Here is a 23,624-nt window from a genome sequence, read left to right on the forward strand (position 1 = left end):
CGCCCCGTAGCTGCAGTTCTTGAGGATAATAGTCAAGTTTTAAGCCGAAGCATCACGAAGACGTGATGTGCGGATGGCTCTCAGATGGAAGCGAAGACGCGGGCGTTTTCGACCGAAATCGTCACCGCACGCGCTGTCTCCGGCAGGCGCCGCATGGTCCGCGCCTTCAGTGGTGCGGCAAGGCCATCGACCGCAAGCGTCAGTTCCTCGACCTCGCCGTGGAAGGCCCGTCCCTCGATCCTGGCGGCGATGGCGCCGTCGCCGAGCGAGACCGCGACGTCCTGAAGCCGGATAAAGACCATGGCCGCGTCCTGCTCTTTGAGATCGAGCTCGTGGGCAAAGCTGCCGATCGCCGTTTCCATCCGCCCGTTCCTGTTGACCCCGGGGATCTTGTTGGAGGGGGAGAAGAAATCGGCGGCATAGGCGCAGTTCGGCCGGTCGTGCAGGTCGTAGCCGGAGCCCTGCTGGACGATCTCACCGGCGCGCATCAGCACGACACGGTCACCGGCCGACAATGCTTCCTGCGGATCGTGGGTGACGATGATCGCGGTGGTGCCGAGCGAGCGGATCAGCGCGATCGTCTCGCCGCGCACCTGGTCGCGAAGACCCTGGTCGAGATTGGAGAAGGGCTCATCCATCAGAAGGATACGCGGCCGCGGGGCAAGCGCCCGGGCCAGCGCCACACGCTGCTGCTCGCCGCCCGAGAGCATATGCGGATAACGATCGGTCAGATGGGCGATCCCGGCAATGCGGACGACCTCGTCGGCCATCGCTGCTGCCTCGGCCTTTGGGCGCTTGCGCAGACCGAAGAGGATATTCTCCATCGCCGTCAGATGCGGAAAGAGCGCGTAGTCCTGAAACACGAAGCCGATATTGCGTGCCTCCGGCTCGACGAAACGCTGCGGCCCGGATACTTCCTCGCCGTCGAGCCGCACGGAGCCGGCATCCGGCCGTTCGATCCCGGCGATGACGCGCAGCAGGGTCGACTTGCCGCAGCCGGAATGGCCGACCAGCGTGACGATCTCCCCGCGATTGACAGTCAGCGACAGTCCGGAAAGGGCAGCTTGAGCGCCGAAGCTGCGGCTGATGGTGCTGACTTCGAGAGCGGGTGAAGACGTCGGTGCCTGCATGCGGTTCCCTGAATTTGCGTTTCGATACCCCTTACTTCAGGAAGGCCGCGACATGCAAACCGCGCGCCGGCGAAACAGCCGAAGCAAAAATGGCGCAGCCGCGCAAAATTTAGGCATCGGCGTACCGCTCCTGCCCAAAGCGGGCTGTGCCGCAAAGAGAAGTTGCGATACATGCTCTGTCAGCGAACGCCATCGAGCCCATCAGCCCCCGATCCCGAACGCTTCCATTTCTTCAGCACATGACCGCAGCACAAATCTTTGCTGCAGGAGGAATACCTATGGCCGTAGTGAGCGAAACCGCGCCGCGTTTCCAGAAGACGACAATGTCGATCCTGATGGCAGTCAGCTTCTGCCACATGCTGAACGACATCATGCAGTCGCTTCTTGCGTCGCTCTATCCGCTCTTCAAGGCCAATTATAACCTCGACTTCGTGCAGATCGGCCTGCTGACGATGACCTTCCAGGTCACGGCGTCGCTGCTGCAGCCCTTCGTCGGCATCTTCACCGACCGCTGGCCGATGCCCTATTCGCTGCCCGTCGGCATGGCGAGCACGTTCTGCGGCCTGATCCTGCTCGGCAATGCCGGCAGCTTCGAGCTGCTGCTGGTTGCCGCCAGCCTTATCGGCTTCGGTTCGGCCGTCTTCCATCCGGAATCCTCGCGCGTCGCGCGCCTGGCCTCCGGCGGTCGTCACGGCTTCGCGCAGTCCTTCTTCCAGGTCGGCGGCAATGCCGGCCAGGCGATCGGCCCGCTGATTGCCGCCTTCATCGTCTTCCCGCTCGGCCAGCACAGCGTTTCCTGGCTGTCGGGCATTGCGCTGATCGGCATGATCGTGCTCGGTTGGGTCGGCAACTGGTACATGAGCCACCGCCGCCAGAATGCCGGCAAGCCCGCCGTCAGCCGCACGCTGCCGCTGCCGCAGAACAAGGTCGTCGTCGCCCTGCTCATCCTCGTGCTGCTGACCGCGACCAAGAACGTCTATATGGCAAGCGTCTCCAGCTATTTCACCTTCTATGTGATCGACCGCTTCCAGCTCGGCGTTCAGCAGGCGCAGCTGATGCTCTTCCTGTTCCTCGGCTCCGTTGCCGTCGGCACCTTCCTCGGCGGCCCGATCGGCGACCGTCTCGGCGCCCGCTTCGTCATCTGGTTCTCGATCCTCGGCGTCATTCCCTTCGCACTGCTGCTGCCCTATGCGAACCTGTTCTGGACCGGCGTGCTCAGCGTCGTCATCGGCCTGATCTTCGCCTCCGCCTTCTCGGCAATCGTCGTTTTCGCGCAGGAGCTGGTGCCGGGCCGTGTCGGCTTGATTGCCGGTGTCTTCTTCGGCTTCGCCTTTGGCGCCGGTGGTCTCGGTGCGGCCTTCCTCGGCGACTTTGCAGATAGCCACGGCATCGAATTCGTCTATCGCATCTGCTCCTACCTGCCGCTGCTCGGCCTGCTGACGATCTTCCTGCCGAAGATCCCGAAGCACGCCCACGCATGACCGGGAGCGTGACGCAGAGCCCGGCGTAAATTATCCTAAGGCCCTATCGCGCCGCATGCGTTCCAGGTGATAGCGTGCGGCGCAATGACATGCCGGAGGATGACATGACGAAGAAGACGGTTGGCGATTGGCAGGCTTTGGCCGAGAAGGAACTGAAAGCCTCGCCGGAGACGCTCGTCTGGAAGACGCCTGAGGGCATCGACGTCAAGCCGCTCTATACCGCAGGCGATCTTGCCTCCGCCGATCATCTGGACAGCATGCCGGGCCTCGCGCCCTTCACCCGCGGACCGCGCGCCACGATGTATGCGGGGCGGCCCTGGACCATCCGCCAGTATGCCGGGTTCTCGACGGCCGAAGCCTCCAACGCCTTCTACCGCAAGGCTCTCGCCGCGGGTCAGCAGGGTGTGTCCGTCGCCTTCGACCTCGCCACGCACCGCGGCTATGACAGCGACCATCCGCGGGTCGAGGGCGATGTCGGCAAGGCCGGCGTGGCGATCGACAGCGTCGAGGACATGAAGATCCTGTTCGACGGCATTCCGCTCGAAAAGATCTCGGTGTCGATGACGATGAACGGCGCCGTCATCCCGATCCTCGCCTCCTTCATCGTTGCCGGCGAAGAGCAGGGCGTGTCGCGTTCCGAGCTCTCGGGGACCATCCAGAACGATATCCTCAAGGAGTTCATGGTCCGCAACACCTATATCTATCCGCCGGAACCCTCGATGCGGATCGTGGCGGATATCATCGAATATACGGCCAGGGAGATGCCGAAGTTCAACTCGATCTCGATCTCCGGCTATCACATGCAGGAAGCCGGAGCGACGCTGGTGCAGGAGCTCGCCTTCACGCTGGCCGATGGGCGCGAATATGTGCGCGCCGCGATCGCCAAGGGCCTGAATGTCGACGACTTCGCCGGCCGCCTCTCCTTCTTCTTCGCGATCGGCATGAACTTCTTCATGGAGGCCGCGAAGCTGCGTGCCGCCCGTCTGCTGTGGACGAAGATCATGGAGGAATTCGAGCCGAAGAAGGCGTCGTCGCTGATGCTGCGCACGCACTGCCAGACGTCGGGCGTCTCGCTGCAGGAGCAGGATCCCTACAACAATATCGTCAGAACCGCCTTCGAGGCGATGTCGGCAGTGCTCGGCGGCACGCAGTCGCTGCACACCAATTCCTTCGACGAGGCAATCGCGCTGCCGACGGAATTCTCCGCCCGCATCGCCCGCAACACCCAGCTGATCCTGCAGCACGAGACCGGCGTCACTAAGGTCGTCGATCCGCTCGCAGGCTCCTATTATGTCGAGAGCCTGACGAAGGAACTTGCCGACAAGGCCTGGGCACTGATCGAGGAGGTCGAGGCGCTCGGCGGCATGACGAAGGCCGTCAACGAAGGCTTGCCGAAGCGGCTGATCGAGGAGGCCGCGACGCGCCGCCAGGCGGCTGTAGACAAGGGCGACGAGGTGATCGTCGGCGTCAACAAATATCGGCTGGAAACCGAGGAAGAGCTGGAAATCCTGGCGATCGACAATGCCGCGGTGCGCGCCGCGCAGGTCAGACGGATCGAGGATACCCGCCGCCGCCGCAACAGCGGCAAGGTAAGCGATGCGCTGGAAGCGCTCTCCGAAGTCGCCCGCACGGGCGAGGGCAATCTGCTTGCCGCTGCCGTCGAGGCGGCGCGGGCACGCGCCACCGTCGGCGAGATATCGGATGCGATGCGCCAGGCTTTCGGCGATCATGCGGCGGTCCCCGAGGTGATCAGGGATGTCTATGGCGAGGCCTATCGCAACCAGCCGGAACTCGAAATCCTGAAGGCGCGTATGGCGGATATCAGCGCCGGCCTTGGCCGCAAGCCTAAGATCATGGTCGCCAAGCTCGGCCAGGATGGACACGATCGCGGTGCCAAGGTGATCGCCTCGGCCTTCGGCGATGTCGGCTTCGATGTGCTGGCCGGTCCGCTCTTCCAGACGCCTGATGAGGCGGCCGGCATGGCGCTGAGCGAGAAGGTCAATGTCATCGGCGTCTCGTCGCTGGCCGCCGGCCACAAGACGCTGCTGCCGCAGCTGGTCGATGCGCTGAAGGCCAAGGGCGGCGGCGATGTCATCGTCGTCTGCGGCGGCGTCATTCCGCGGCAGGACTACCAGTTCTTGACCGACCACGGCGTCGCCGCGGTCTTCGGCCCCGGCACCAATGTGCTCGACGCCGCAAACTCGGTGCTCGATCTGCTGCAGGGGATCAGGCGCAATACCTGATCCGTCTCAGAAGCTGTCCTCGTCGCGCGACAGGCTCTTCTTGAAATGGGCGATGAAGCTCTTGATGATCGGCGAGGGCTCGACCTTCCGGTAGGCGATCGCTAGGTCCGAGGTGACCGAGCAGCCCTTCAGCCTGGTATAGGCAATTCCCGGCAGCTGCACGCATTGGAACGAGCGTGGCACCAGCGCCACGCCGGTGCCGAGCACGACCATGCTCGCGATGGTAATGAAGTCGCGGCCGGAGCTGTTGATATCCGGCTCGAAACCTGCTTCCCGGCAGGCGGCGATCGTATTGCGGTGAAAGCCGACATCGGGCGGCTGGCGCGGCGTGATGAAGACTTCGCCGGCCAAGGATTTCAGCGTGACGGACGGCGATGCCGCGTGAGCGTGGTTCGCCGGCAGCGCCACCACGAATTCCTCGCGCATGGCGATCTCGGCCGCCAGCCCCGCTGGCAGCGCAATCGGTGGGCGGATGAAGCCGAGATCGAGCGTCTTGTCGGCGATCTTTTCCAGCTGCTGGCGCATTTCGATCTCGATCAGCTGAAACTCGACGCCGGGCCGCGATGCCTTGAATTTCGACAGCGCATCGCCGAGCACGCCGGAATAGGCCGCCGAGGCGACATAGCCGACGGCAACGCGCTCCAGATCGCCCTTCGCCGCCCGGTGGACGGCCTCGACGGCGCTTTCCGCAAGCCCGAGAACACGCCGGCCCTGCTCGGCAAGCTCCAGTCCCGGCCGGGTCAGGCGCAGCGAGCGGCGGCTGCGATCCAGAAGCGATACGCCTAACAACGCCTCGAGCTTGATGATCTGCTGGCTGAGACCCGGCTGCGCAATCCCGAGCCGCGCCGCGGCACGCTCGAAATTCTGCTCCTCGGCGAGGGCCACGAAATATCTCAGATGCCTGAGCTCGAGAGCTGCGCTACTGACCAAATGCCACCTCTTTTCATAATCCGCGCTTCTGAAAAACGCTGATGACCTTATTGGATCATCGAAATGAATCCGTCTAGTAACGTGACTGAAATTGTCAAGTTTTGAGACGGATCGCCCCCGTCCGGGTCCCCATGAGGTTGCCGTGCGCCTGAAGAATGTTTCGCTCGTCCTGCTGTCCACCGTTTGCTCAGCAGCGCTTCTTCCGGCCGCGGCCTTTGCACAGGAGGCCACCGAGCTTGCGCCGATCACCGTGCAGGCGCAGACCAAGGAAGATCCGAAGGCGCCGGTGAAGGGCTTCGTCGCCAAAACCAGCTCGACGGCGACGAAGACGGGAACGCCGATTCTCGAAACGCAGCAGTCGATCTCGGTGATCACAGCCGATCAGCTGAAGGCGCAGAACGCCCAGACCGTCGGCCAGGCGCTCGACTATACCCCCGGCGTCGTCAGCCAGCCGGGCGGCTCGGATCCGCGCTTCGATGCGCCGCGCATTCGCGGCTTCGATGGCCGCCAGTCGCAATATCTCAATGGTCTGAGACTGATGCGCACGGCCGGCGCGCCGGCGATCGATCCCTACCAGCTGGAGCGCATCGAAGTGCTGCGCGGCCCTGCCTCCGTGATGTTCGGCCAGGGTAATCCGGGCGGCATCATCAACCTGATCAGCAAACGCCCGACCTTCGACAGCTTCGGCGAGGTGGGTCTGCAGTTCGGCAGCTACGATACCTACGGCACCTATTTCGACGTCGGTGGCCCGGTCACCGACGGCTCGGACTTCGCCTATCGCGTCACGGGTCTGGCCCGCACCGCAAGCGCCCAGGTCGACGAGCTCGACAACGACCGCTATTTCATCGCCCCCGCTTTCACCTGGCAGCCCGACGAAGACACCAAGCTGACGATCCTGACGAGTGTGCAGCACGACAATCCAAGCACGCCGTCCGGTGTCCCGGCGCTCTTCGCCGATACGCTCGGCCGCGACTTCTATGTCGGCGACAAGAGCTTCGATCACTCCAACCGGACGCTAACCAATCTCGGTTATGAATTCGAGCACCGCCTCAACGACACCTGGACCTTCCGCCAGAACCTTCGCTACTCGAATTTCGACTGGAACTATCAGGCGCTGGGGATGTCTTCGACAGTTGCAAATCCAGCCTACGGTCCGGGCGTCGGTGCGGATGGCCATTCAATTCTTCGCAACGCGACCTTTCAGGACGAATTGCTCAACACGTTCAACGTTGACAACAACCTTCTTGGTGAGTTCGAGACAGGCGATTTGGAGCATAAGCTCCTGGTGGGGCTCGACTACCGATATTTCAGCAACAACGTTCACACGCGATTCTTCCGGGCGACGCCGCTCGATATCTTGAACCCGGTCTACGGTGGTCCGATCAGTCTGCTCTCGCGAACCACTGACACGATAGTGGACACTAACCTCAGTCAGGTCGGCATCTATATCCAGGACGAGATGGCCTACGACAACTGGCGGGCGACGTTCGGGCTGCGTCAGGATTGGGCGAGTACCGAGGGCGACACGACCAATTTCCTGCCGGCAACGCCTGTCAGCAGATCACTGGATCAGAACGACCACAAGCTGACGGGCCGCGCGGGTCTGGGCTATGTCTTCGATAACGGTATTGCGCCTTACATCAACTATAGCACGTCGTTCGAACCGGTCGCGCCGTCGACCAGCTTGGCGAACCCTGTGCCGACCGAAGGCAAGCAGCTCGAGATTGGCGTGAAATATCAGCCTGATGGTTGGGACGGATTTTTCTCTGCAGCGGTCTACGATCTCCGCCAGAAGAATGTTTCGAACACCCAGAGCATTGGCGGCACTTCGGTGACCAATCAGATCGGCGAAGTCCGTGTCAGAGGTGTTGAGCTCGAAGGTGTAACGAGCCTGACCGATGGCCTGAATCTTCGCGCAGCCTATACCTACACGGATGCCAAGGCTGATGCGCCCGGGACATTGCTGAACGGCCTTCCGCTCGACAACGTTCCCGAACACGCCGCCAGCCTCTGGGTCGATTACAGCTTTGCCGAAGGCTCTCCGCTCGAAGGTGTAGGCATCGGTGCCGGTGTTCGCTATGTCGGCGAGCGCTATGGATATGCCACATACGGCAGCCCTGCAGCGCTGCATATCTACGACCTCGACGCCGTCACCCTCTTCGATGCGGCGCTGACCTACAAGAAGGAAGGCATCACCGCCTCGCTCAATTTCCGCAACCTTGCCGACAAGGACTATATCGCCAGCTGCAGCTCGTTCGGCTGCACCTATGGCGACGGGCGCACGGTGATGGGCAAGCTGACGTTCAATTGGTAACCAGCAGCCGGCTGCGATCTGCAGCCGGCCTAAGCCTCGTCGAGCGCAGCTCAGCGGAAGGCGGCGAGGTTTTCCTTCAGCCATTGCGGCAGGCTCTTCGGCGGCGTGCCGGTCAGCGCCTCGACGGTCGAGGTCGTCTCGCCGAGAACGGATTCGCGGAAGACCTGGTCGAGACCGAGCAGCAGTTCGGCGACGAAGGGCGGCAGACCGCCTGCCAACAGTGCCGCATGCTGTTGTTCCGGCGAGCGATGTCCGTAAGTGACTGGCCGTCCGAGCTGGGCGGAAAGCTCGGCGGCGACTTCCGCCATCGTCCAGGCGCGCGAACCCGTCAGGTGATAGGCGCGCTGCGACCACGGCCAGACTTCTTCCAGCAGGGCGGCGCGTGCCGCTCTTGCAATGTCGGCGGTGTCGATGAAATTCACCCGGCCGTTTCCGGCCGCGCCCGCCCATTGTCCGGTAGCGATCTCGGCCGCCGACCGTTTCAGGATATCGGGAAAGGCGGATGGCCGCAGCACGGTGGAGGCGACCGGCTGGCGCGCGAGATGCGCCTCGATCTCCATGTGCCAGGCGAAGGGGTTGAGCCGGGTTGCCGGGCCGAGTGCCGAGAGCTTGACGATATGGCGCACCCCGGCGCCAACGGCGGCATCGATCAATGCGATCTCGTTGGTCACCTGCCGCGCAGAGGTGCCATGCGAGAGAAACAGACGGTCCGCACCCGAAAGCGCTGACGCCAAAGTCTCCGGCCGGTCGAAATCGATGACGGCGATCTCCGCGCCTTCGGCTATGCCGGTGGCGTCGGGCCGGCGGGTCAGCGCCACCGGGGTCATGGGATCAGCGGTCAGAAGCCGGGTAAGTTCGGCGCCGACGCGGCCGGTGGAACCGGCGATTGCGATGCGGCTGGTCGAAGCGGATTGCAAAGATTCGTTTGGCATGGAGGCACAACCTATGTATCTTGGAACGACTGTTCCATTATAGTTGAGCCGATCGTTCCAAGATGTCAAGCGAGGATGCATGAGCGGAAAACCGCAATTCGACGAGGCTGCCGTTATCGATGCCGCCCTGATCGTCTTCTGGCGCCAGGGCTATGCGGCGGCCTCGATCAGCGACCTGACGGAGGCGACCGGCCTTTCACGCTCAAGCATCTATCAACGCTTCGGCGACAAGGACGGACTGTTTCGCGAGGCGCTGGCGGCCTATACGCGGCGCGTGCTTGCGCGCATGAACGGCGCCGAGGCGCCCTCCGCACGCGGCGCCGTCGAGGCGATCCTGCGCGGCTTCTTGCCGGAACAGCCGATAAGCCGTCCGGCCGGCTGCCTGATTGCCCGAAGCTGCGTGGAAAAGGGTGAGTTGAGCGCAGAAGGGCAGGCGGCGGCCCTGCAGGCGGCAGCCGATCAGCGGCAGATCTTCGCTGCGCTACTGCGCCAGGCGATTGCCGCGGGCGAGCTCAGTCGGGATGCGGATGTGGAGGCGCTCGCCTGGTACTATCTCGGCGTGCTGCAGGCAGTGCTGAATTTCCCGAATGCCGGCGCAGACAGCAACGCGCTCCATCATATGATCGATGTCGCGATGATGGCCTGGCCGCGCCCGTGAATCTCAAACGCCCGGCTGGGCGCCGAAATAGTTGAAATAGGCCCAGGCGATAGCGAAGAGGACCACGATGGTCAGCACCACGATCAGCTTGCGCAGCGCCGGGTTTATCTGGCGCGGGGGCTTCGGCTTGTTCGGCTTTTTGAATTTGATGACGTTGTCGTTCATGGCACGGTTCTAACCCGATTTTCTGGCGCAGGGCAATCGGCGGTCAGAGGAGACGGCGCTTTGCGAGATTGCCCATCAGCGCCGAGATGCCGAAGGTCCAGGGCGGGCATTCTGTGGAGAGGCGCACGGTATTGGCCAGCGTCCCAAGCCCCGCCGAGGAGATCTCGACGATATCGCCGATCTTGTGGGTAAAACCCTGGTTCTTGGCGTCGCGATCCTGCGTCGGTGCAAACAGCGTGCCGAGAAACAGCATGAAGCCGTCAGGATACTGGTGATGGGCGCCGCAGGTCTGCTTGACGAGATCGGCCGGGTCGCGGCTGATCTTCGACATCGAGCTTTTGCCGTGCAGCACGAAGCCGTCCTCGCCGGTTACCTTGAGGTCGAGTTCGGCCTTGCGCACGTCATCCAGCGTGAAGCTCTGGTCGAACAGGCGGATGAACGGGCCGATCGAGCAGGAGGCGTTGTTGTCCTTCGCCTTGCCGAGCAGTAGCGCCGAGCGGCCCTCGACATCGCGCAGATTGACGTCGTTGCCGAGCGTCGCGCCCTTGATCTCGCCGCGGCTGTTGACCGCGAGCACGATTTCCGGCTCCGGATTGTTCCAGGTGGAGATCGGGTGCAGGCCGACATCTGCGCCCCAGCCGACCGAGGACAGGACCGGCGACTTGGTGAAGACCTCGGCATCCGGGCCGATGCCGACTTCCAGATATTGCGACCACATGCCCTCTTCGATCAGCGCCTGCTTGACCTTGGCGGCTTCCGGCGAGCCGGCCTTGATATTGGCAAGGCTGCCGCCGATCAGCGCGCCGACGCGGTCACGGATCGAGGCGGCGCGGTCAGGATTGCCGGCCGCCTTTTCCTCGATGACGCGCTCGATCATCGACTGCGCGAAGGTGACGCCGCAGGCCTTGATCGCCTGCAGGTCGGCGGGCGCCAGGAGATAGGGCTTCGATGCATCGGGCTTGCCGATGCTGTTCTTGGAAACATCGTCGAGCGTGCCGATCGCTTCACCCTTCGCGGCGCGCACGAAGGCGGCCGGATCGTCCCGCTCGAGAAGCGAGCTCAGCGTCGGTGCATCCCTGGAGGTGATGTCGATCAGCTGTCCGTCGCGGATGGTGACGATCGACGGGCCTGAAACCTTGGGGTTCCAGACACGGCCGACGAAGAGACCGGCCGAGGCGGTGGCGTCGAGAAGCTGAGACATGATGAGCCCTCCAATGCTGATGAGCGATCGCTCATTTTATCATCTGATTGCCGCCCTCCAGCAGCGCCGGAAATCGATCACATTCGCTCCGCGGCGGCAAGGCCGGTTGCCGGAAAAACAGACTGCACGTTTGGTTGAAAGGCTAGATTTCGGACTTGCGGCAGAGCTCTCAGCGGCTAGGGTCGAGACCGGCTTTCAAACATGGACCCGGGGAGAGGAGGCCCCGTCCACAATGCTGAAATCTTTCGAACATGTCGGCATGACCGTCAGCAATATGGACCAGGCCGTTGCATTCTATTGCGATCTTCTCGGCCTGACGCTGCATCTCAGGAAAAAGACCGATGACGGCTCGGATCTCGCCTTTCTCGATGCCGGCGGCGGCATGCTGGAGATCATCGCGCCGGTGAACGGCGCCAAGCGGGCGGTCGATGTGCCCGACGACACCGCCGGGCTCCGCCATCTGACTTTCCTTTACGCAAGCGTCGACGAGACCTTTGCCAAACTCGAGGCGGCCGGCGTCGATCTCAAGGAGCGGCCGCGCTTCACCTACAATCCCGAAGTGCTGCACAAGGTGGCCTTCGTGCGCGATCCCGACGGCATCATCATCGAGCTTGCCGAGCGTAAAAACTAAAGCCCCGCGACAAGCAATTCTTGCTCGGATTTTACATGCGCAAGTAACGACTCCGTAAGTCTGCTCTGGCAGTCTCCTCTGTAGATTAAATTACATATTTCAGTTGGATACCATGAGCCGTAGCAAAGACGATTGGATCAATCAGCGCGCCTATTCCATCTGGGAAGAAGAGGGCCGCCCGCATGATCGCGGCGGCGCTCACTGGCAGCAGGCCGCCGCCGAATACGAGCAGCTGGAAAGAACACGCGCCTCGGCGGATGGAAACGAGCTGATCGAGATGCTGCGCCGCACCGGCCGGCTGATGCGCGCTGCCGAAAACGATGCTCTGCGCGTGGTCCGGCCGGAGCAGAAGCCGGCGCGCAAGGCCATCAAGCGCGCATAAAAATTCTCATATTGCGGGAACTTTAATTCTTCCTCCGCGTTTGACCGGATCGGTTTGCGCGGCTGGGAGGGCCTGATCCGCAATGCGAGCCATTCGCGTTCTCTCTACGATCATCACGCTTTTCATCATTCTCGGCCTCGCTTTCTTCTTCCTTGCCTGGAATTCGGAGATCGCGCCGCAGAAAGTCGCCGACCGGCAGCCGTTCGATCCCGCCTTGGTCGCCCATGGCGCCAGCCTTGCGGCGGTCGGAAACTGTATTGCCTGTCATACGGTTCCCGGGAAGGAGGCGTTTTCCGGGGGCCTGAAGCTGCCGACGCCTTTCGGGACGATCTATTCGACGAATATCACCCCGGATGAAGAGACCGGCATCGGTCTCTGGAGCGAGGCGGCCTTCCAGCGCGCCATGCGTCATGGCGTCGACCGGCAGGGGGAACACCTCTATCCGGCTTTCCCCTATGATCATTTCACCCGGGTCACCGACGAGGACAACAAGGCGCTCTATGCCTATCTGATGACGCGCACGCCGGTGAAGGCGACGGCGCCGAAGAACGAACTGCCTTTCCCGCTCGATGTCCGCCCGATCCTTGCCGGCTGGAAGCTGCTGTTCTTCGATGACGGCGCCTTTGCGCCCGATCCGCAGCAGAGTGATGAATGGAACCGCGGCGCCTATCTTGCCGAAGGTCTCGGCCATTGCGGCGCCTGCCATACGCCGCGCAATTCGCTCGGCGCTGAAGACAAGGCGAAGCATTTCGCCGGCGGCGAGGCCGAGGGTTGGCAGGCCTATGCGATCAATGCCGATAGCCGCGCGCCGATCCCCTGGGACAAGGATGCGATCGCCTTCTATTTGCGCCACGGCTATCACGAATTGCACGGCGTCTCGCGCGGCCCGATGGCGGAGGTCACCGGCAATCTCGCAGCGCTTCCGGATGCCGATGTCGAGGCGATCGCCACTTATGTTGCGTCCGGCATGGGCGAGCCGTCCGCCGATCGCGCCGCCAAGGGCGAGGAGCTGAAGAGGCAGTTCGGTTCGGAGGCCGATGGCATCGTCACCGCGGCCGTCGACGCCAAACCATCCGGCGATCTCGCTTCACATCCCGGCGCGCAGATCTACACGGCCACCTGCGCCAGCTGTCACGAGGCGGGCAAGAAGCCGCCCTTCGGCGGCATGAACTTCCACCTCAGCACCGCAGTCAACGCGCCGAACCCGCAGAACATCATCAACGTCACCCTGTTCGGCCTGCCGCCGGCCGATGGTCAGGCAAGCGCGGTCATGCCTGCCTTCGGCGGTGCATTGAACGACCAGCAGGTTGCCGATCTGCTCGGCTATCTCCGCCAGCGCTTCGCCGATGGCAAACCGGCCTGGGCCGATCTGCCGCAACAGGTGAGCCGCACCCGATCCGGCGATTATTTCGTCGCCGTCCGTCCTTCCGAAGGCATTGAAAGGGCGCCGTCCAATGTCGGCGCAAAGGCAGCGCAATGACGACACTCAATGTGAATGGACAGAGCCATCAGATCGACAGCGAGCCGGATACGCCACTGCTCTATGTTCTCAGAAATGATCTCGAGCTCAATGCCGCCAAGTTCGGCTGCGGTCTCGGCCAATGCGGCGCCTGCACCGTCATGGTCGATGGACAGGCGGTGCTTTCCTGCGTCACGCCGCTGATCGCGGTCGAGGGCAAGGAGATCGTCACCGTCGAGGGTCTCGGGACGATCGATAAGCCCGGACCGCTGCAGGCCGCCTTCATCGAAAAGCAGTCGGCGCAATGCGGCTACTGTATCGCCGGGATGATGATGAGCGCTGCGGCACTCCTGAAGCAGAACGCCAAGCCGAGCGACGACGAGATCCGCAACGCGCTGCGCACCAATCTCTGTCGATGCGGCACGCATATGCGCATTCTCGCCGCCATCCGGCGTGCGAGCGAGCTCATGGAGGCCGCCGAATTGCCGGCCGCAAACAGGAGTGCCGGCTGATGGATATTCTCACCAGGGACGAAATCACCCGCCGCGGCCTGCTTGCCGGAACCGGCGCCCTCGTCGTCAGCTTCTCCGTTGTCCGGGCCTTTGCGCAGGACGCGCCCGCTGCGGCACCTGACAAGCCGAAGCTGCCGGGCAGCCTTGATGACGACCGTTATCTCGATAGCTGGATCAGGATCGATGCCGACGGCAAGATCACCGTGTTCACCGGCAAGGCCGAGCTCGGACAGGGCATTCGCACGCCGCTGATCCAGGTGGCTGCTGAAGAGCTCGATGTCGAGCCTGGCGACATCACGCTGGTGACCGCCGATACGGGCCGCACGCCCGATGAAGGCTTCACGGCCGGCAGCCAGTCGATGCAGAACAGCGGCACGGCGATCCGCAATGCGGCGGCGCAGGTGCGCGAGATGCTGATCGCCGAAGCCGCGCGCCGCTTCTCGCTGCCGCCTGAGCAGCTGAAGGCGGAGAAGAAAGCGATCACCGGTCCCGATGGAAAATCGGCGACCTACGGCGAACTCGTCGCCGGGCAGTTTCTGCATGTCGAAGCGCAGCCAAAATCGAAGCTGAAGGCGCCGGATATGCTGCGCGTCATCGGCCGGGATGTGCAGCGCGTCGATATTCCCGGAAAGGTCACCGGCGGCGTTGCCTATGTTCAGGATCTGAAGCTGGAGGGCATGGTGCATGCCCGCGTCATCCGCCCGCCAAGCTATGGCGCAACGCTGAAGGAACTCGATGCGACGCCGATTGAAGCCATGCCCGGTGTCGTCTCGGTGATCCGCGACGGCAATTTCCTCGCCGTCGTTGCCGATCGCGAATGGCATGCCGTCAAGGCGATGCGCGCGCTGGAGAAAGTAGCCCACTGGGATGAACCGGCGACGCTGCCGGATCAGGCCGATCTCTACACCGTTCTTGTCGGCATGGAGAAAGAGGTCGGTACCGTGGCGGAATCGGGGGCACCCGCCTTCCCCAATGGCGCAACCTATGAGGCGACCTTCACGCGGCCCTATCATATGCATGGCTCGATCGGCCCCTCCTGCGGTGTGGCGCATCTGAAGCAGGACGGCACGATCGAGGTTTGGTCGCATACACAGGGTGTCTTTCCGGATCGCACCGCGATCGCTCAGATGATCGGCCTGCCTGAGGACAAGGTACGGGTCATCCATATGGAGGGCTCCGGCTGCTACGGCCATAACGGCGCCGATGACGCTGCCGCGGATGCGGCGCTGATCGCCATGAAAATCCCCGGCCGTCCGGTCCGTGTCCAGTGGATGCGCGAGCAGGAGCATGGCTGGGAGCCTTATGGGCCGGGTATGGTGACCAAGGTCAGGGCATCGCTCGACGCTTCTGGCAAGATCGACAACTGGACCTACGATCTCTGGAGCAACTCGCATGGCACCCGTCCCGGCGATGCCGGATCGCTGCTTGCCGGGCGCACCAAGGCCGATGCGGTGCCGCTGAAGCTGCCGAAGCTTTCGATCAATCCGAACGGCAATGGCGACCGCAATGCCGATCCCCTCTATGCGATCCCGAACAGGAAAATCCTCTGGCATTTCCTGCCGGATATGCCGATCCGCGTCTCGGCGCTCCGGGGGCTCGGCGCCTATGCCAATGTCTTTTCGATCGAGAGCACGATGGATGAGCTTGCGATCGCCGCCAAGGCCGATCCGGTCGAGTTCCGCCTGCGCCACCTTCAGGACAGCCGCGCCAGCGATGTCGTGAAAATGGCCGCGGAGAAATTCGGCTGGGGGCAGGGGGAGGTGCCGCAAGGTCATGGTCGCGGCTTTGCCTTCGCGCGCTACAAGAACCACGCCGCCTATCTGGCGCTGGCGCTCGAAGCGCGCATCGAGCCCGAAACCGGCCGCGTGCAGGTGCTCCGTGCCGTTGCCGCCATCGACAGCGGCCAGGCGGTCAACCCTGATGGCATCCGTAACCAGACTGAAGGCGGCATCCTGCAATCGATCAGCTGGACGCTCTATGAGCAGGTCACCTTCGACCGGACACGGATCACCAGCACCGACTGGTCGAGCTATCCGATCCTGCGCTTTGCGAGCGTCCCTGAAAGTATCGAGGTGCATGTGATCCACCGCCCCGGCCAGCCCTTCCTCGGCACCGGCGAGGCGGCGCAGGGGCCAACCTCGGCAGCCGTCGCCAACGCCATCCGCAACGCGACGGGCAAGCGCCTGACCGATCTGCCGCTGTCGCGCAGCCGCGTACGTCAGGCGGCGGGTTTGGGATAATAAGAGCTCAGCGGCCCGTGCTGCGATAGCGGTCGCGGGCCGAAGGCTTGGCCGTCGGTGATTTCAGGCGAAAGCGAACCAGAACCTCGGCGCCATCGAGCGAGGCGCGCGTGCGCTCCAGCTCGTCGCGTTCGCGGACGGCCTGTATCCAGTGTTCGGCATCATGTCCGCTCAGGTGGCCGGAAAGTTCCCAAAGCGCATAGGCGCGCTTGGCGATCCACTCGTCTCTGGCATCGGCCATCACGTTCTCCAGCAATGATTTAATGAATGGATGTCGCTTCCGAAAATTCGGTCTCGCCGAGCATTTCCAGCAGATGGCACCGGGCGCGATTGACCCGGCTCTTGATCGTGCCGATTTCACAATTGCAGATGACCGCCGCCTCTTCATAACTAGCGCCCGAAACGACGAGGAGAAGGGCGACGCGATGCGTGTTGCGCAGTTTGGCGATCGCCGCCTGGACATCGAGCGCCCGCATCGCCCAGTCCTGCGTCGATTTCACCGGCAGCTGGTAATCGCTGAGATCGTCGACGGAGCCGACCGGCTCGCGCCGGCGACGCCGGTAGGCGCTGCAATAGGTGTTGCGCATGATGGTGAAAAGCCAGGATTTCAGGCTGGTGCCATCGTGAAACTGGTCCATATGCCCGAGCGCCCGCGACAGCGTCTCCTGCACAAGATCGTCGGCATCGTTCTCTCCGCGCTCGAAGCGCCGGGCGAAAGATTTGAGGGCGGGAAGAAGAGAGACGATTTCGGCCTGGTGGCCGGACAAGGCAACTGCAGTCTGGGTCATGGCGGTTTCCTTCTGGTGGAAGGGTAATGCCGCTTGATGGGCCGCGTTCCGGGGGATGTGCCGTTGGGTACGAAAGCGTACTGCGATTTATTGGCCGGCGGCCGAAAATGACGGCTGCAGGCCGGAAAACAAGAAAGGCGCGGCTTGTGGCAGCGCCTTTCCGTTGTCCCTAGGGGACGTTCTTAGACTTCGCTGTAAGCAGCGAGTGCTGCAGCAACTGCCCCGACCTGAGTGTCGTTCATCGCCTGAATCTGCCCCGAGGTGAAGGCCTTCAGCGGGTCTTCGTCGAGGGCGGCAATATCCTCGGCGGCGATGCCGGAGATTGCCTTGACGTCGATTGCTGCGATGTCTTCTTCGGAGAACTCCTTGAGGTCTTCAGGCGACATGGCGGCGATCTGAACAGCGCTGAACTTTCCAGTCTGTTCCGACGTGAAGCCGCCGATCTGCTCCGCCGACATCCCGGTGATCTGGGAAGCCTTGAGGCCGGTGACAGCCGTTGCACTGAGCTTGCCGATCTGGGCTGCGGTGAGGCCAGCGATCTGCGTATCGCTCAGGGCGCCAACCTGGGCAGCGGACAGCTTGCCAAGCTGCTCGTCGCCGAATTCACCGAGCTGTTCGGCCGTGAAGCCAGCCATCTGCTTGACGGTGATCGCGCCGATCTGATCGAGCGTCAGCTTGCCGATCTGGGCGGTGCTCAGCTTGCCGATCGCCTCGTTGGTCAGGCCAGCGACCGCGGTCTTGGTGATGGCAGGCAGTGCTTCTTCGCTAAGGCCGGTGATGTTGTCGGCGTCGAAGCCGGCGGCCTGTGCCGCCGTCAGGAGACCTGCCTGCGTTGCCGTCAGGCCACCGACCTGTTCATCGTCCATGGCAGCGATCTGCGTTGCCTTCAGACCCGCCGTTGCGGTGTTGCTCAGCTGACCGATCTGTTCAGCGGAGAGACCACCGATCTGCGTAGTGTCCAGAGCGCCGACCTGTACCGCAGAGAGAGCGCCCATCTGCGTGCTGGTGAACTTGCCGAGCTGCGCGTCCGAGAAGCCCGCCATCTGGGTCGACAGCAAGCCGGCGATCTGTTCGGGGGTGATTGCGCCGATCTGTGCCTCGGTCAGAACATTGATCGCATCCGTCTTCAGGCCGTTGATGGCTTTCGGGCTGATCGCACCAATTTCATCGGCCGAGAATTTCTTGATGTCGCCAGCCGTCAGTGCACCGACCTGAACCGCAGACAGCGCGCCGGCTTGAGCCAGGCTCAGTCCTTCGAGCTGGAGGTCGGTCATGGTGCCGATCTGGGTTGCCTTCAGTCCAGCAAGAGCGGTGTTGTTGAGCTTGCCGATCTGTGCAGGCTTGAGGGCGCCGATCTGCTCGTCGGTAAGAGCACCAACCTGAGCGGCAGTCAGAGCGCCGATCTGCTCGTCGCCGAGCTTGCCGATCTGGTCCGCCGTGAGGGCGGTGATCTGCTTCACCGTGATCGCACCGATCTGTCCAGGCGTGACCGCCGCAAGCTGGTCGTCGTCGAGCTTTGCAAGTGCCTCGTTCGTAAGGCCCGGGATGGCCTTTGTGCTGATGGCGGCCACGCCAGTTGCAGAGAGACCGACGATGTTGTCGACGTTAAAGCCGGCAGCCTGAGCGGCCGTCAGCAGGCCAGCCTGGGTGTCGGTGATGCCGCCGACCTGCTCATCGTCCATGGCAGCGATCTGGGTTGCCTTGAGGCCCCCGAATGCCGTGTTGCTGAGATAGCCGATCTGATCATCAGTAAGGCTGTCGATCTGACCGGTGGTCAGTGCGCCGGTCTGAGCTGCAGTCAGTGCGCCCATCTGCTCTTGGTTGAACTTGCCGCCGATCTGACCTGCCGTGAAGGCAGCGATCTGCTGGGTCGTCATCGCGCCGATCTGGCCGGCGGTCAGCTTGCCGACCTGGCTTTCGGTCAGAGCTGTAACGGCGTCGGTCTTCAGACCGCTGATCGACTTGGTGTTGATCAGTGCAACGGCCGTGTCAGAGAGCTTGGTGACATTGGTAGCGGTGAAGCCACCGACCTGAGCCGCCGTCAGCAGGGCAACCTGGGTGTCGCTGATGCCACCGACCTGAGTGTCGGTCAGTGCAGCGATCTGCGTCGCCTTGAGGCCGGCAACAGCCTTGTCGCTGATCTTGCCGATCTGGGCAGCAGTGAGATCGCCGAACTGCTCGTTCGTGAGCGAACCGACCTGAGCTGATGTCAGCGCGCCGAGCTGCTCATTGCTGAACTTGCTGAGCTGATCTGCGGTGAAGGCGGTGATCTGCTTGGTGGTCAGAACAGCAACCTGGGCCGGCGAAAGCGCGCCAATCTGTTCTTCGCTGAACTTCGCGAGGGCCTCGTTGGTAACGCCAGTGATCGACTTCGTGCTGATCTTGGCAATGGCCGCTTCAGACAGGCCAGTGACGTTGCTGGCGGTAAAGCCGGCGGCCTGAGCTGCCGTCATGACAGCAGCCTGGGTGTCGCTGATGCCGCTGACGACCTCATCCGACATCAGGGCAATCTGCGTTGCCTTGAGACCTGCGAAGGACTTGTCGCTGATCTTGGCGACCTGGTCATTCGTCAGCTTGCCGATCTGGCCGTCCGTCATGCTGCCAACCTGAGCGGCCGTGAGGCCCGCCATTTGATCGTCACCGAAATCCTCGATCTGGCTATCGGTGAAGGCAGCGATCTGCTTGGTGGTCATTGCACCGATCTGGGCGCTGGAGAGCTTGCCGACCTGATCACCTGTCAGCGCGGCAACTGCCTCATTGCTCAGGCCGGTGATCGACTTGGTGCTGATCGCGGCAATTTCGTCGAGCGAGAACTTCTTGATGTCGTCGCCCGAGAAACCTGCGAGCTGAGCGGCCGACAGAGCGCCGGCCTGAGAAATGCTCAGGCCTTCGAGCTGCGTGTCGGTCATTGCCGAGATCTGCGTCGCCTTCAGACCGGCGACAGCCTTGTCGCTGATCTTGCTGAGCTGTTCGGCAGAAAGCTTGGCGACCTGCTCGTTGGTAAGCGAACCAACCTGAGCAGCCGACAGAGCGGCGATCTGTTCGTTGCCGAGCTTTTCGATCTGGCCCGGCAGGAGGCCGGCGATCTGTTTGGTGGTCAGAGCAGCGATCTGGCCGGGGGTCACTGCGGCGAGCTGGGTGTCGCTAAGCTTTGCCAGTGCCTCATTCTTCATGCTGCCGATGACCTTGGTGCTGATGGCAGCGATAGCGTCACCTGACAGGTCGGTGATGTTGGTATCGGAGAGGCCCGTCACCTGGGCTGCGGTCAGCAACGCGGTCTGTGTTTGCGAGAAGCCCGAAACCTGTTCGGCAGTCATCCCGGTGATCTGCGTTGCCTTCAGACCAGCGATGGCCTTGTTGCTCAACTGACCGATCTGCTCTTTCTTCAGGCCATCGATCTGGGTGTCGGCCAGTACGCTTACCTGAGCAGCCGACAGAGCGCCGGTCTGATCGGCATCGAGCTTGCCCAACTGTGCAGACGTAAAGCCGGCCATCTGCTTGGTGGTCAGGACGGCTATCTTCTCTTTGCCGATCTGTGCGAGCTGATCGTCAAGCAGAGCGCCAATCGCATCGGGGGTCAGGCCCACAATCGCCTTGGCGGTGATCGCACCGACTTCGTCAGCCGAGAACTTCTTGATGTCTTCGACCGACAGAGCCGCGACCTGAGCAGCCGACAGCGCGCCGGCCTGAGAAATGCTCAGACCTTCTAGCTGCTCGTCGGTCATGGCAGAGATCTGCGTTGCCTTCAGACCGGCAACGGCCTTGTCGTTGATCTTGCTGATCTGCTCGGCGGAAAGCTTGGCAATCTGGCCGTCGGTCAGCGAGCCAACCTGGGCGGCCGACAGGGCGGCGACCTGGTCGTTGTCGAGGCTGCCGATCTGCTCGTCTGTCATGCCCGCGATCTGCTTGGGTGTCAGAGCAGCGATCTGCGCGGTGGTCACCTTGGCGAGTTGGTCTACGCCGAGAGCGGCCAGCGTCTCGGCCTTCATGCTGCCGATGACCTTGGTGCTGATGGCGGCAATGGCATCGCCCGCCAGGTCTGTGATGTTGGTGGCGGTGAAGCCGCCAACCTGCGCTGCCGTTAGAAGCGCGGTCTGCGTTTGAGAGAAGCCGGAAACCTGTTCGGCAGTCATGCCGGTGATCTGCGTTGCCTTCAGGCCGGTGATGGCCTTGGTGCTCAGCAGGCCGATCTGCTCGTCCGAGAGGCGGTCGATCTGGGTGTCGCTCAGCGCGCCGACCTGTGCGGCTGACATCGCGCCCATCTGGTCAGTGGTAAACTTTTCGACCTGGGCCGGGATGAAGGCCGTCATCTGCTTGGTAGTGATGGCGGCGAACTGTTCCTTGCTGATGGCGGCGAGCTGGTCTGTGCCCAGAGCGGCAATGGCATCGTTGGTCAAGCCGGGGATCGCCTTGGTGGTGATCTTGGCGATGGCGTCTTCGTCCAGGCCTGTGACGTTGGTTGCGGTGAAACCAGCAACCTGCGCCGCGGTCAGGAGAGCAGTCTGCTCCGGCTTGAAGCCTGCAACCTTGGTTGCATCAAGCGCGCCGATCTGCGCTGCCTTCAGGCCGGCAACAGCCTTGGTGCTCAAAGCGCCAATTTGTTCAGCGGAAAAGCCGACGATCTTGGTGCTATCGATAGCACCAACCTGCGCTGCCGTCAGTGAAGCCGTCTGTGTCGGATCAAGTTTGCCGAGCTGCGCGGAGCTCAACGCGCCGATCTGCTTCGTGGTCAGGGCCGCGATTTGGTCGGTGGTGAGCTTGGCGATCTTGTCGTCCGTGAGGGCTGCGACCGCGTCGGTGTTGAGGCTGGCAATGGCCTTGGCGCTGATTGCGCCGATGTCGTCAGCCGAGAACTTGGCGATGTCGTCCACGCCGAGCGAACCGATCTGAGCGGCGCTCAGGCCCTTGATCTGGTCGGAGGTCAGGTTTTCGACCTGGTCGGGAGACAAAGCGGCCAACTGCGTCGTGCTGAAGGCGGCGATCTGGGCGTTTGTCAGATCCTTGAACTTGGCGGCATCGATTGCTCCGAGCTGAGCGGCGCTGAGGCCGCCGATCGCTGCTGTCGAGATGGCGCCGAGCTGGCTGGAGTCGAGCTCGCCGACATCTTCGGCTTCGAAGGCAGCAACCTGGGTCTTGTTGAGAAGTTTCAGCTGGTCGACGGAAAATGCTGCGACGTCGTCCTTCGTGAAGGCTTTGATGGTCGTCGCGGAAAGAGCTTTGACTTGATTTGCGGTGAGAGATGTAACGATCGAGGTCATGAAACGTGCCCTTGCACTGGCGTTAGCGGTGACAGTGTTTTCGTCCGCGCGTCGCTCCCAAGAAGCTGACACATTCCCCAAACTGCAAACACGAGGGTTCGTGCCGTGCACAACTGCAAGGCCGATCGGCTAAGACGAAATTTTTCGGAAGACATCGCTCGAAAGAGCAATTGCTTAGGACAAGCATCATGCACCGGCGACTTCAATAAAGTCGTCGTTTCCTAAACCGGTGATGTCCGGCAGGGTTGCCGCACATCTCTAGCCTTGGTTTTTCAGAAGACCCCCACGGCCGAAGACACGATTACGGCTCAACCACTAATTATGGGTTAATGCGCACTTAATGCTAGTAGGGATTGGGAGGCCCAAAAGTCTAACTTCTTGGATTACCCCAAAAAAGGGCAGTATAAATTCTTGTGTTATTTTTATAACACTGAAAAGGATATGGATATTAATATCTATTGAATTATGAGCTACTGATTCAGCCGCGACAATGCCACTCCGAGCAACCTGCGGTACTCCTCTTCCGCCGCGCCATAGGAGCCGTTCGCCTCTTCCATCAGGCCGCGGCGGCTGAGGATGGTGATCTGGCCGCGATTGGCGCGAACAAGGCCTTTTCCCTCGAGAATATGGAGTGCGACAGTGATGCCGGGGCGGCGGACACCCAGCATGACGGCGAGGAATTCGTGGGTCAGCGAGATGGTATTGCCGTCCATGCGGTCATGGACCATCAACAGCCAGCGCGCGAGTCGTTCTTCGAGTTTCGCATGGCCGTTTGCCAGCACGGTCGACGACATTTGCGCCAGAAAGGCCTGAACATAAGCAAGCAGCTTGGCGCGCAGCGTGGCGCTCGTGTCGATTGCCGCTTGCAGCGCTGCAGAGGTGATTCGGTAGCCTGTGCCGGAGACCTGCATGAAGGTCATGTTCGGGGATTGCTCGCCGCCGAGGACGATCGCGGCCCCGGTCATTCCCTCGCGTCCGGCAATGCCGACCTCGATGTCCCGCCCGCCCGAGAGGCGGGCGACGATCGAGGCGAGACCTGATTCCAGGAAGATGACGAAATCGACCGGCACATGCGCCTTTTCGATCTGGTAGGGGATATCGAGCGTCACGAATTCGAGATGCGGGGAAAGAAGTGCCAGATCGCTGGCATCGAGGCTTTTCAGCAGTTCATTGCGGTAGTGGCGCTCTTCAGTCGGCATTCTCGTCCCCACGGCCGGCGGGGTAAAGCCGACTCGATTGAAAAGGAACCTACCGCCTTGAAATTGCAGTACAACCGACTGTCTCTTACCGTACAAAGATG

General features: G+C 62.3%; 18 protein-coding genes. 9 read left to right on the forward strand and 9 right to left on the reverse strand.

Annotation, left to right across the window (positions count from 1 at the left end):
* Window positions 1-80 precede the first annotated feature (80 nt).
* Complete coding sequence (locus tag ACODR6_RS04890) at window positions 81-1,130, reverse strand: ABC transporter ATP-binding protein (protein ID WP_203430326.1); 1,050 nt, start codon at window positions 1,128-1,130, stop codon at window positions 81-83.
* A gap of 278 nt (window positions 1,131-1,408) precedes the next feature.
* Here ACODR6_RS04890 and ACODR6_RS04895 point away from each other — a divergent pair, with 278 nt between their 5' ends.
* Together ACODR6_RS04895 and scpA are read left to right on the forward strand one after the other, a co-directional pair.
* Complete coding sequence (locus ACODR6_RS04895; protein WP_489021182.1) at window positions 1,409-2,611, forward strand: MFS transporter; 1,203 nt, start codon at window positions 1,409-1,411, stop codon at window positions 2,609-2,611.
* Window positions 2,612-2,715: 104 nt separating this feature from the next.
* Entirely contained in the window at window positions 2,716-4,854 is a 2,139-nt protein-coding gene (gene scpA, locus ACODR6_RS04900) for a methylmalonyl-CoA mutase (protein ID WP_489021184.1), read from the forward strand.
* Between the two features lie 6 nt (window positions 4,855-4,860).
* Here scpA and ACODR6_RS04905 read toward each other — a convergent pair whose 3' ends face one another.
* Window positions 4,861-5,784 carry a LysR family transcriptional regulator gene (locus ACODR6_RS04905; protein ID WP_489021186.1) on the reverse strand — a complete coding sequence of 308 codons (924 nt, stop codon included), beginning with the start codon at window positions 5,782-5,784 and terminating at the stop codon, window positions 4,861-4,863.
* Window positions 5,785-5,926: 142 nt separating this feature from the next.
* Here ACODR6_RS04905 and ACODR6_RS04910 point away from each other — a divergent pair, with 142 nt between their 5' ends.
* Window positions 5,927-8,098 (forward strand): TonB-dependent siderophore receptor, encoded by a 2,172-nt coding sequence (locus tag ACODR6_RS04910; protein ID WP_489021188.1) that lies wholly within the window; start codon window positions 5,927-5,929, stop codon window positions 8,096-8,098.
* Between the two features lie 50 nt (window positions 8,099-8,148).
* Here ACODR6_RS04910 and ACODR6_RS04915 read toward each other — a convergent pair whose 3' ends face one another.
* Window positions 8,149-9,030, reverse strand: coding sequence for an NmrA family NAD(P)-binding protein (locus ACODR6_RS04915; RefSeq protein ID WP_413712099.1), 882 nt, complete (start codon window positions 9,028-9,030; stop codon window positions 8,149-8,151).
* A 79-nt stretch (window positions 9,031-9,109) separates the two neighbouring features.
* On the opposite strand from ACODR6_RS04915, the gene ACODR6_RS04920 reads away from it, so the two are divergent.
* A complete protein-coding gene (locus ACODR6_RS04920; RefSeq protein ID WP_489021191.1) occupies window positions 9,110-9,688 on the forward strand; it encodes a TetR/AcrR family transcriptional regulator in 579 nt (192 codons plus the stop codon).
* A 3-nt stretch (window positions 9,689-9,691) separates the two neighbouring features.
* Here ACODR6_RS04920 and ACODR6_RS04925 read toward each other — a convergent pair whose 3' ends face one another.
* Together ACODR6_RS04925 and ACODR6_RS04930 are read right to left on the reverse strand one after the other, a co-directional pair.
* A complete protein-coding gene (locus ACODR6_RS04925; protein ID WP_165402686.1) occupies window positions 9,692-9,853 on the reverse strand; it encodes a hypothetical protein in 162 nt (53 codons plus the stop codon).
* Window positions 9,854-9,896: 43 nt separating this feature from the next.
* Window positions 9,897-11,054 carry a fumarylacetoacetate hydrolase family protein gene (locus ACODR6_RS04930; protein ID WP_489021193.1) on the reverse strand — a complete coding sequence of 386 codons (1,158 nt, stop codon included), beginning with the start codon at window positions 11,052-11,054 and terminating at the stop codon, window positions 9,897-9,899.
* Window positions 11,055-11,286: 232 nt separating this feature from the next.
* On the opposite strand from ACODR6_RS04930, the gene ACODR6_RS04935 reads away from it, so the two are divergent.
* The 5 genes from ACODR6_RS04935 (at window position 11,287) to ACODR6_RS04955 (ending at window position 16,278) form a co-directional block, all read left to right on the forward strand.
* Window positions 11,287-11,685 (forward strand): VOC family protein, encoded by a 399-nt coding sequence (locus ACODR6_RS04935; protein ID WP_199625718.1) that lies wholly within the window; start codon window positions 11,287-11,289, stop codon window positions 11,683-11,685.
* Window positions 11,686-11,797: 112 nt separating this feature from the next.
* Entirely contained in the window at window positions 11,798-12,067 is a 270-nt protein-coding gene (locus ACODR6_RS04940) for a DUF2934 domain-containing protein (RefSeq protein ID WP_112714845.1), read from the forward strand.
* Between the two features lie 82 nt (window positions 12,068-12,149).
* On the forward strand, window positions 12,150-13,547 hold the full coding sequence (locus ACODR6_RS04945; RefSeq protein ID WP_489021196.1) for a c-type cytochrome: 1,398 nt from the start codon (window positions 12,150-12,152) through the stop codon (window positions 13,545-13,547).
* Window positions 13,544-14,038, forward strand: coding sequence for a (2Fe-2S)-binding protein (locus ACODR6_RS04950; protein ID WP_449097391.1), 495 nt, complete (start codon window positions 13,544-13,546; stop codon window positions 14,036-14,038). The genes ACODR6_RS04945 and ACODR6_RS04950 overlap by 4 nt, the downstream gene beginning before the upstream one ends.
* Window positions 14,038-16,278 carry a xanthine dehydrogenase family protein molybdopterin-binding subunit gene (locus tag ACODR6_RS04955; protein ID WP_489021198.1) on the forward strand — a complete coding sequence of 747 codons (2,241 nt, stop codon included), beginning with the start codon at window positions 14,038-14,040 and terminating at the stop codon, window positions 16,276-16,278. The genes ACODR6_RS04950 and ACODR6_RS04955 overlap by 1 nt, the downstream gene beginning before the upstream one ends.
* Window positions 16,279-16,285: 7 nt before the next feature.
* Here ACODR6_RS04955 and ACODR6_RS04960 read toward each other — a convergent pair whose 3' ends face one another.
* The 4 genes from ACODR6_RS04960 to ACODR6_RS04975 all read right to left on the reverse strand — a co-directional run bounded on the left by ACODR6_RS04960 (window position 16,286) and on the right by ACODR6_RS04975 (window position 23,523).
* A complete protein-coding gene (locus ACODR6_RS04960; RefSeq protein WP_203430335.1) occupies window positions 16,286-16,519 on the reverse strand; it encodes a DUF2934 domain-containing protein in 234 nt (77 codons plus the stop codon).
* Between the two features lie 19 nt (window positions 16,520-16,538).
* The gene (locus ACODR6_RS04965; RefSeq protein WP_112714855.1) at window positions 16,539-17,066 is read right to left on the reverse strand and encodes a sigma-70 family RNA polymerase sigma factor; all 528 of its coding nucleotides are present in this window, start codon (window positions 17,064-17,066) and stop codon (window positions 16,539-16,541) included.
* A gap of 182 nt (window positions 17,067-17,248) precedes the next feature.
* A complete protein-coding gene (locus tag ACODR6_RS04970; protein ID WP_489021201.1) occupies window positions 17,249-22,324 on the reverse strand; it encodes a beta strand repeat-containing protein in 5,076 nt (1,691 codons plus the stop codon).
* 470 nt (window positions 22,325-22,794) lie between these two features.
* Entirely contained in the window at window positions 22,795-23,523 is a 729-nt protein-coding gene (locus ACODR6_RS04975; RefSeq protein WP_199625724.1) for a Crp/Fnr family transcriptional regulator, read from the reverse strand.
* Window positions 23,524-23,624 lie beyond the last annotated feature (101 nt).

This window comes from Rhizobium sp. FG96, from assembly GCF_057808655.1.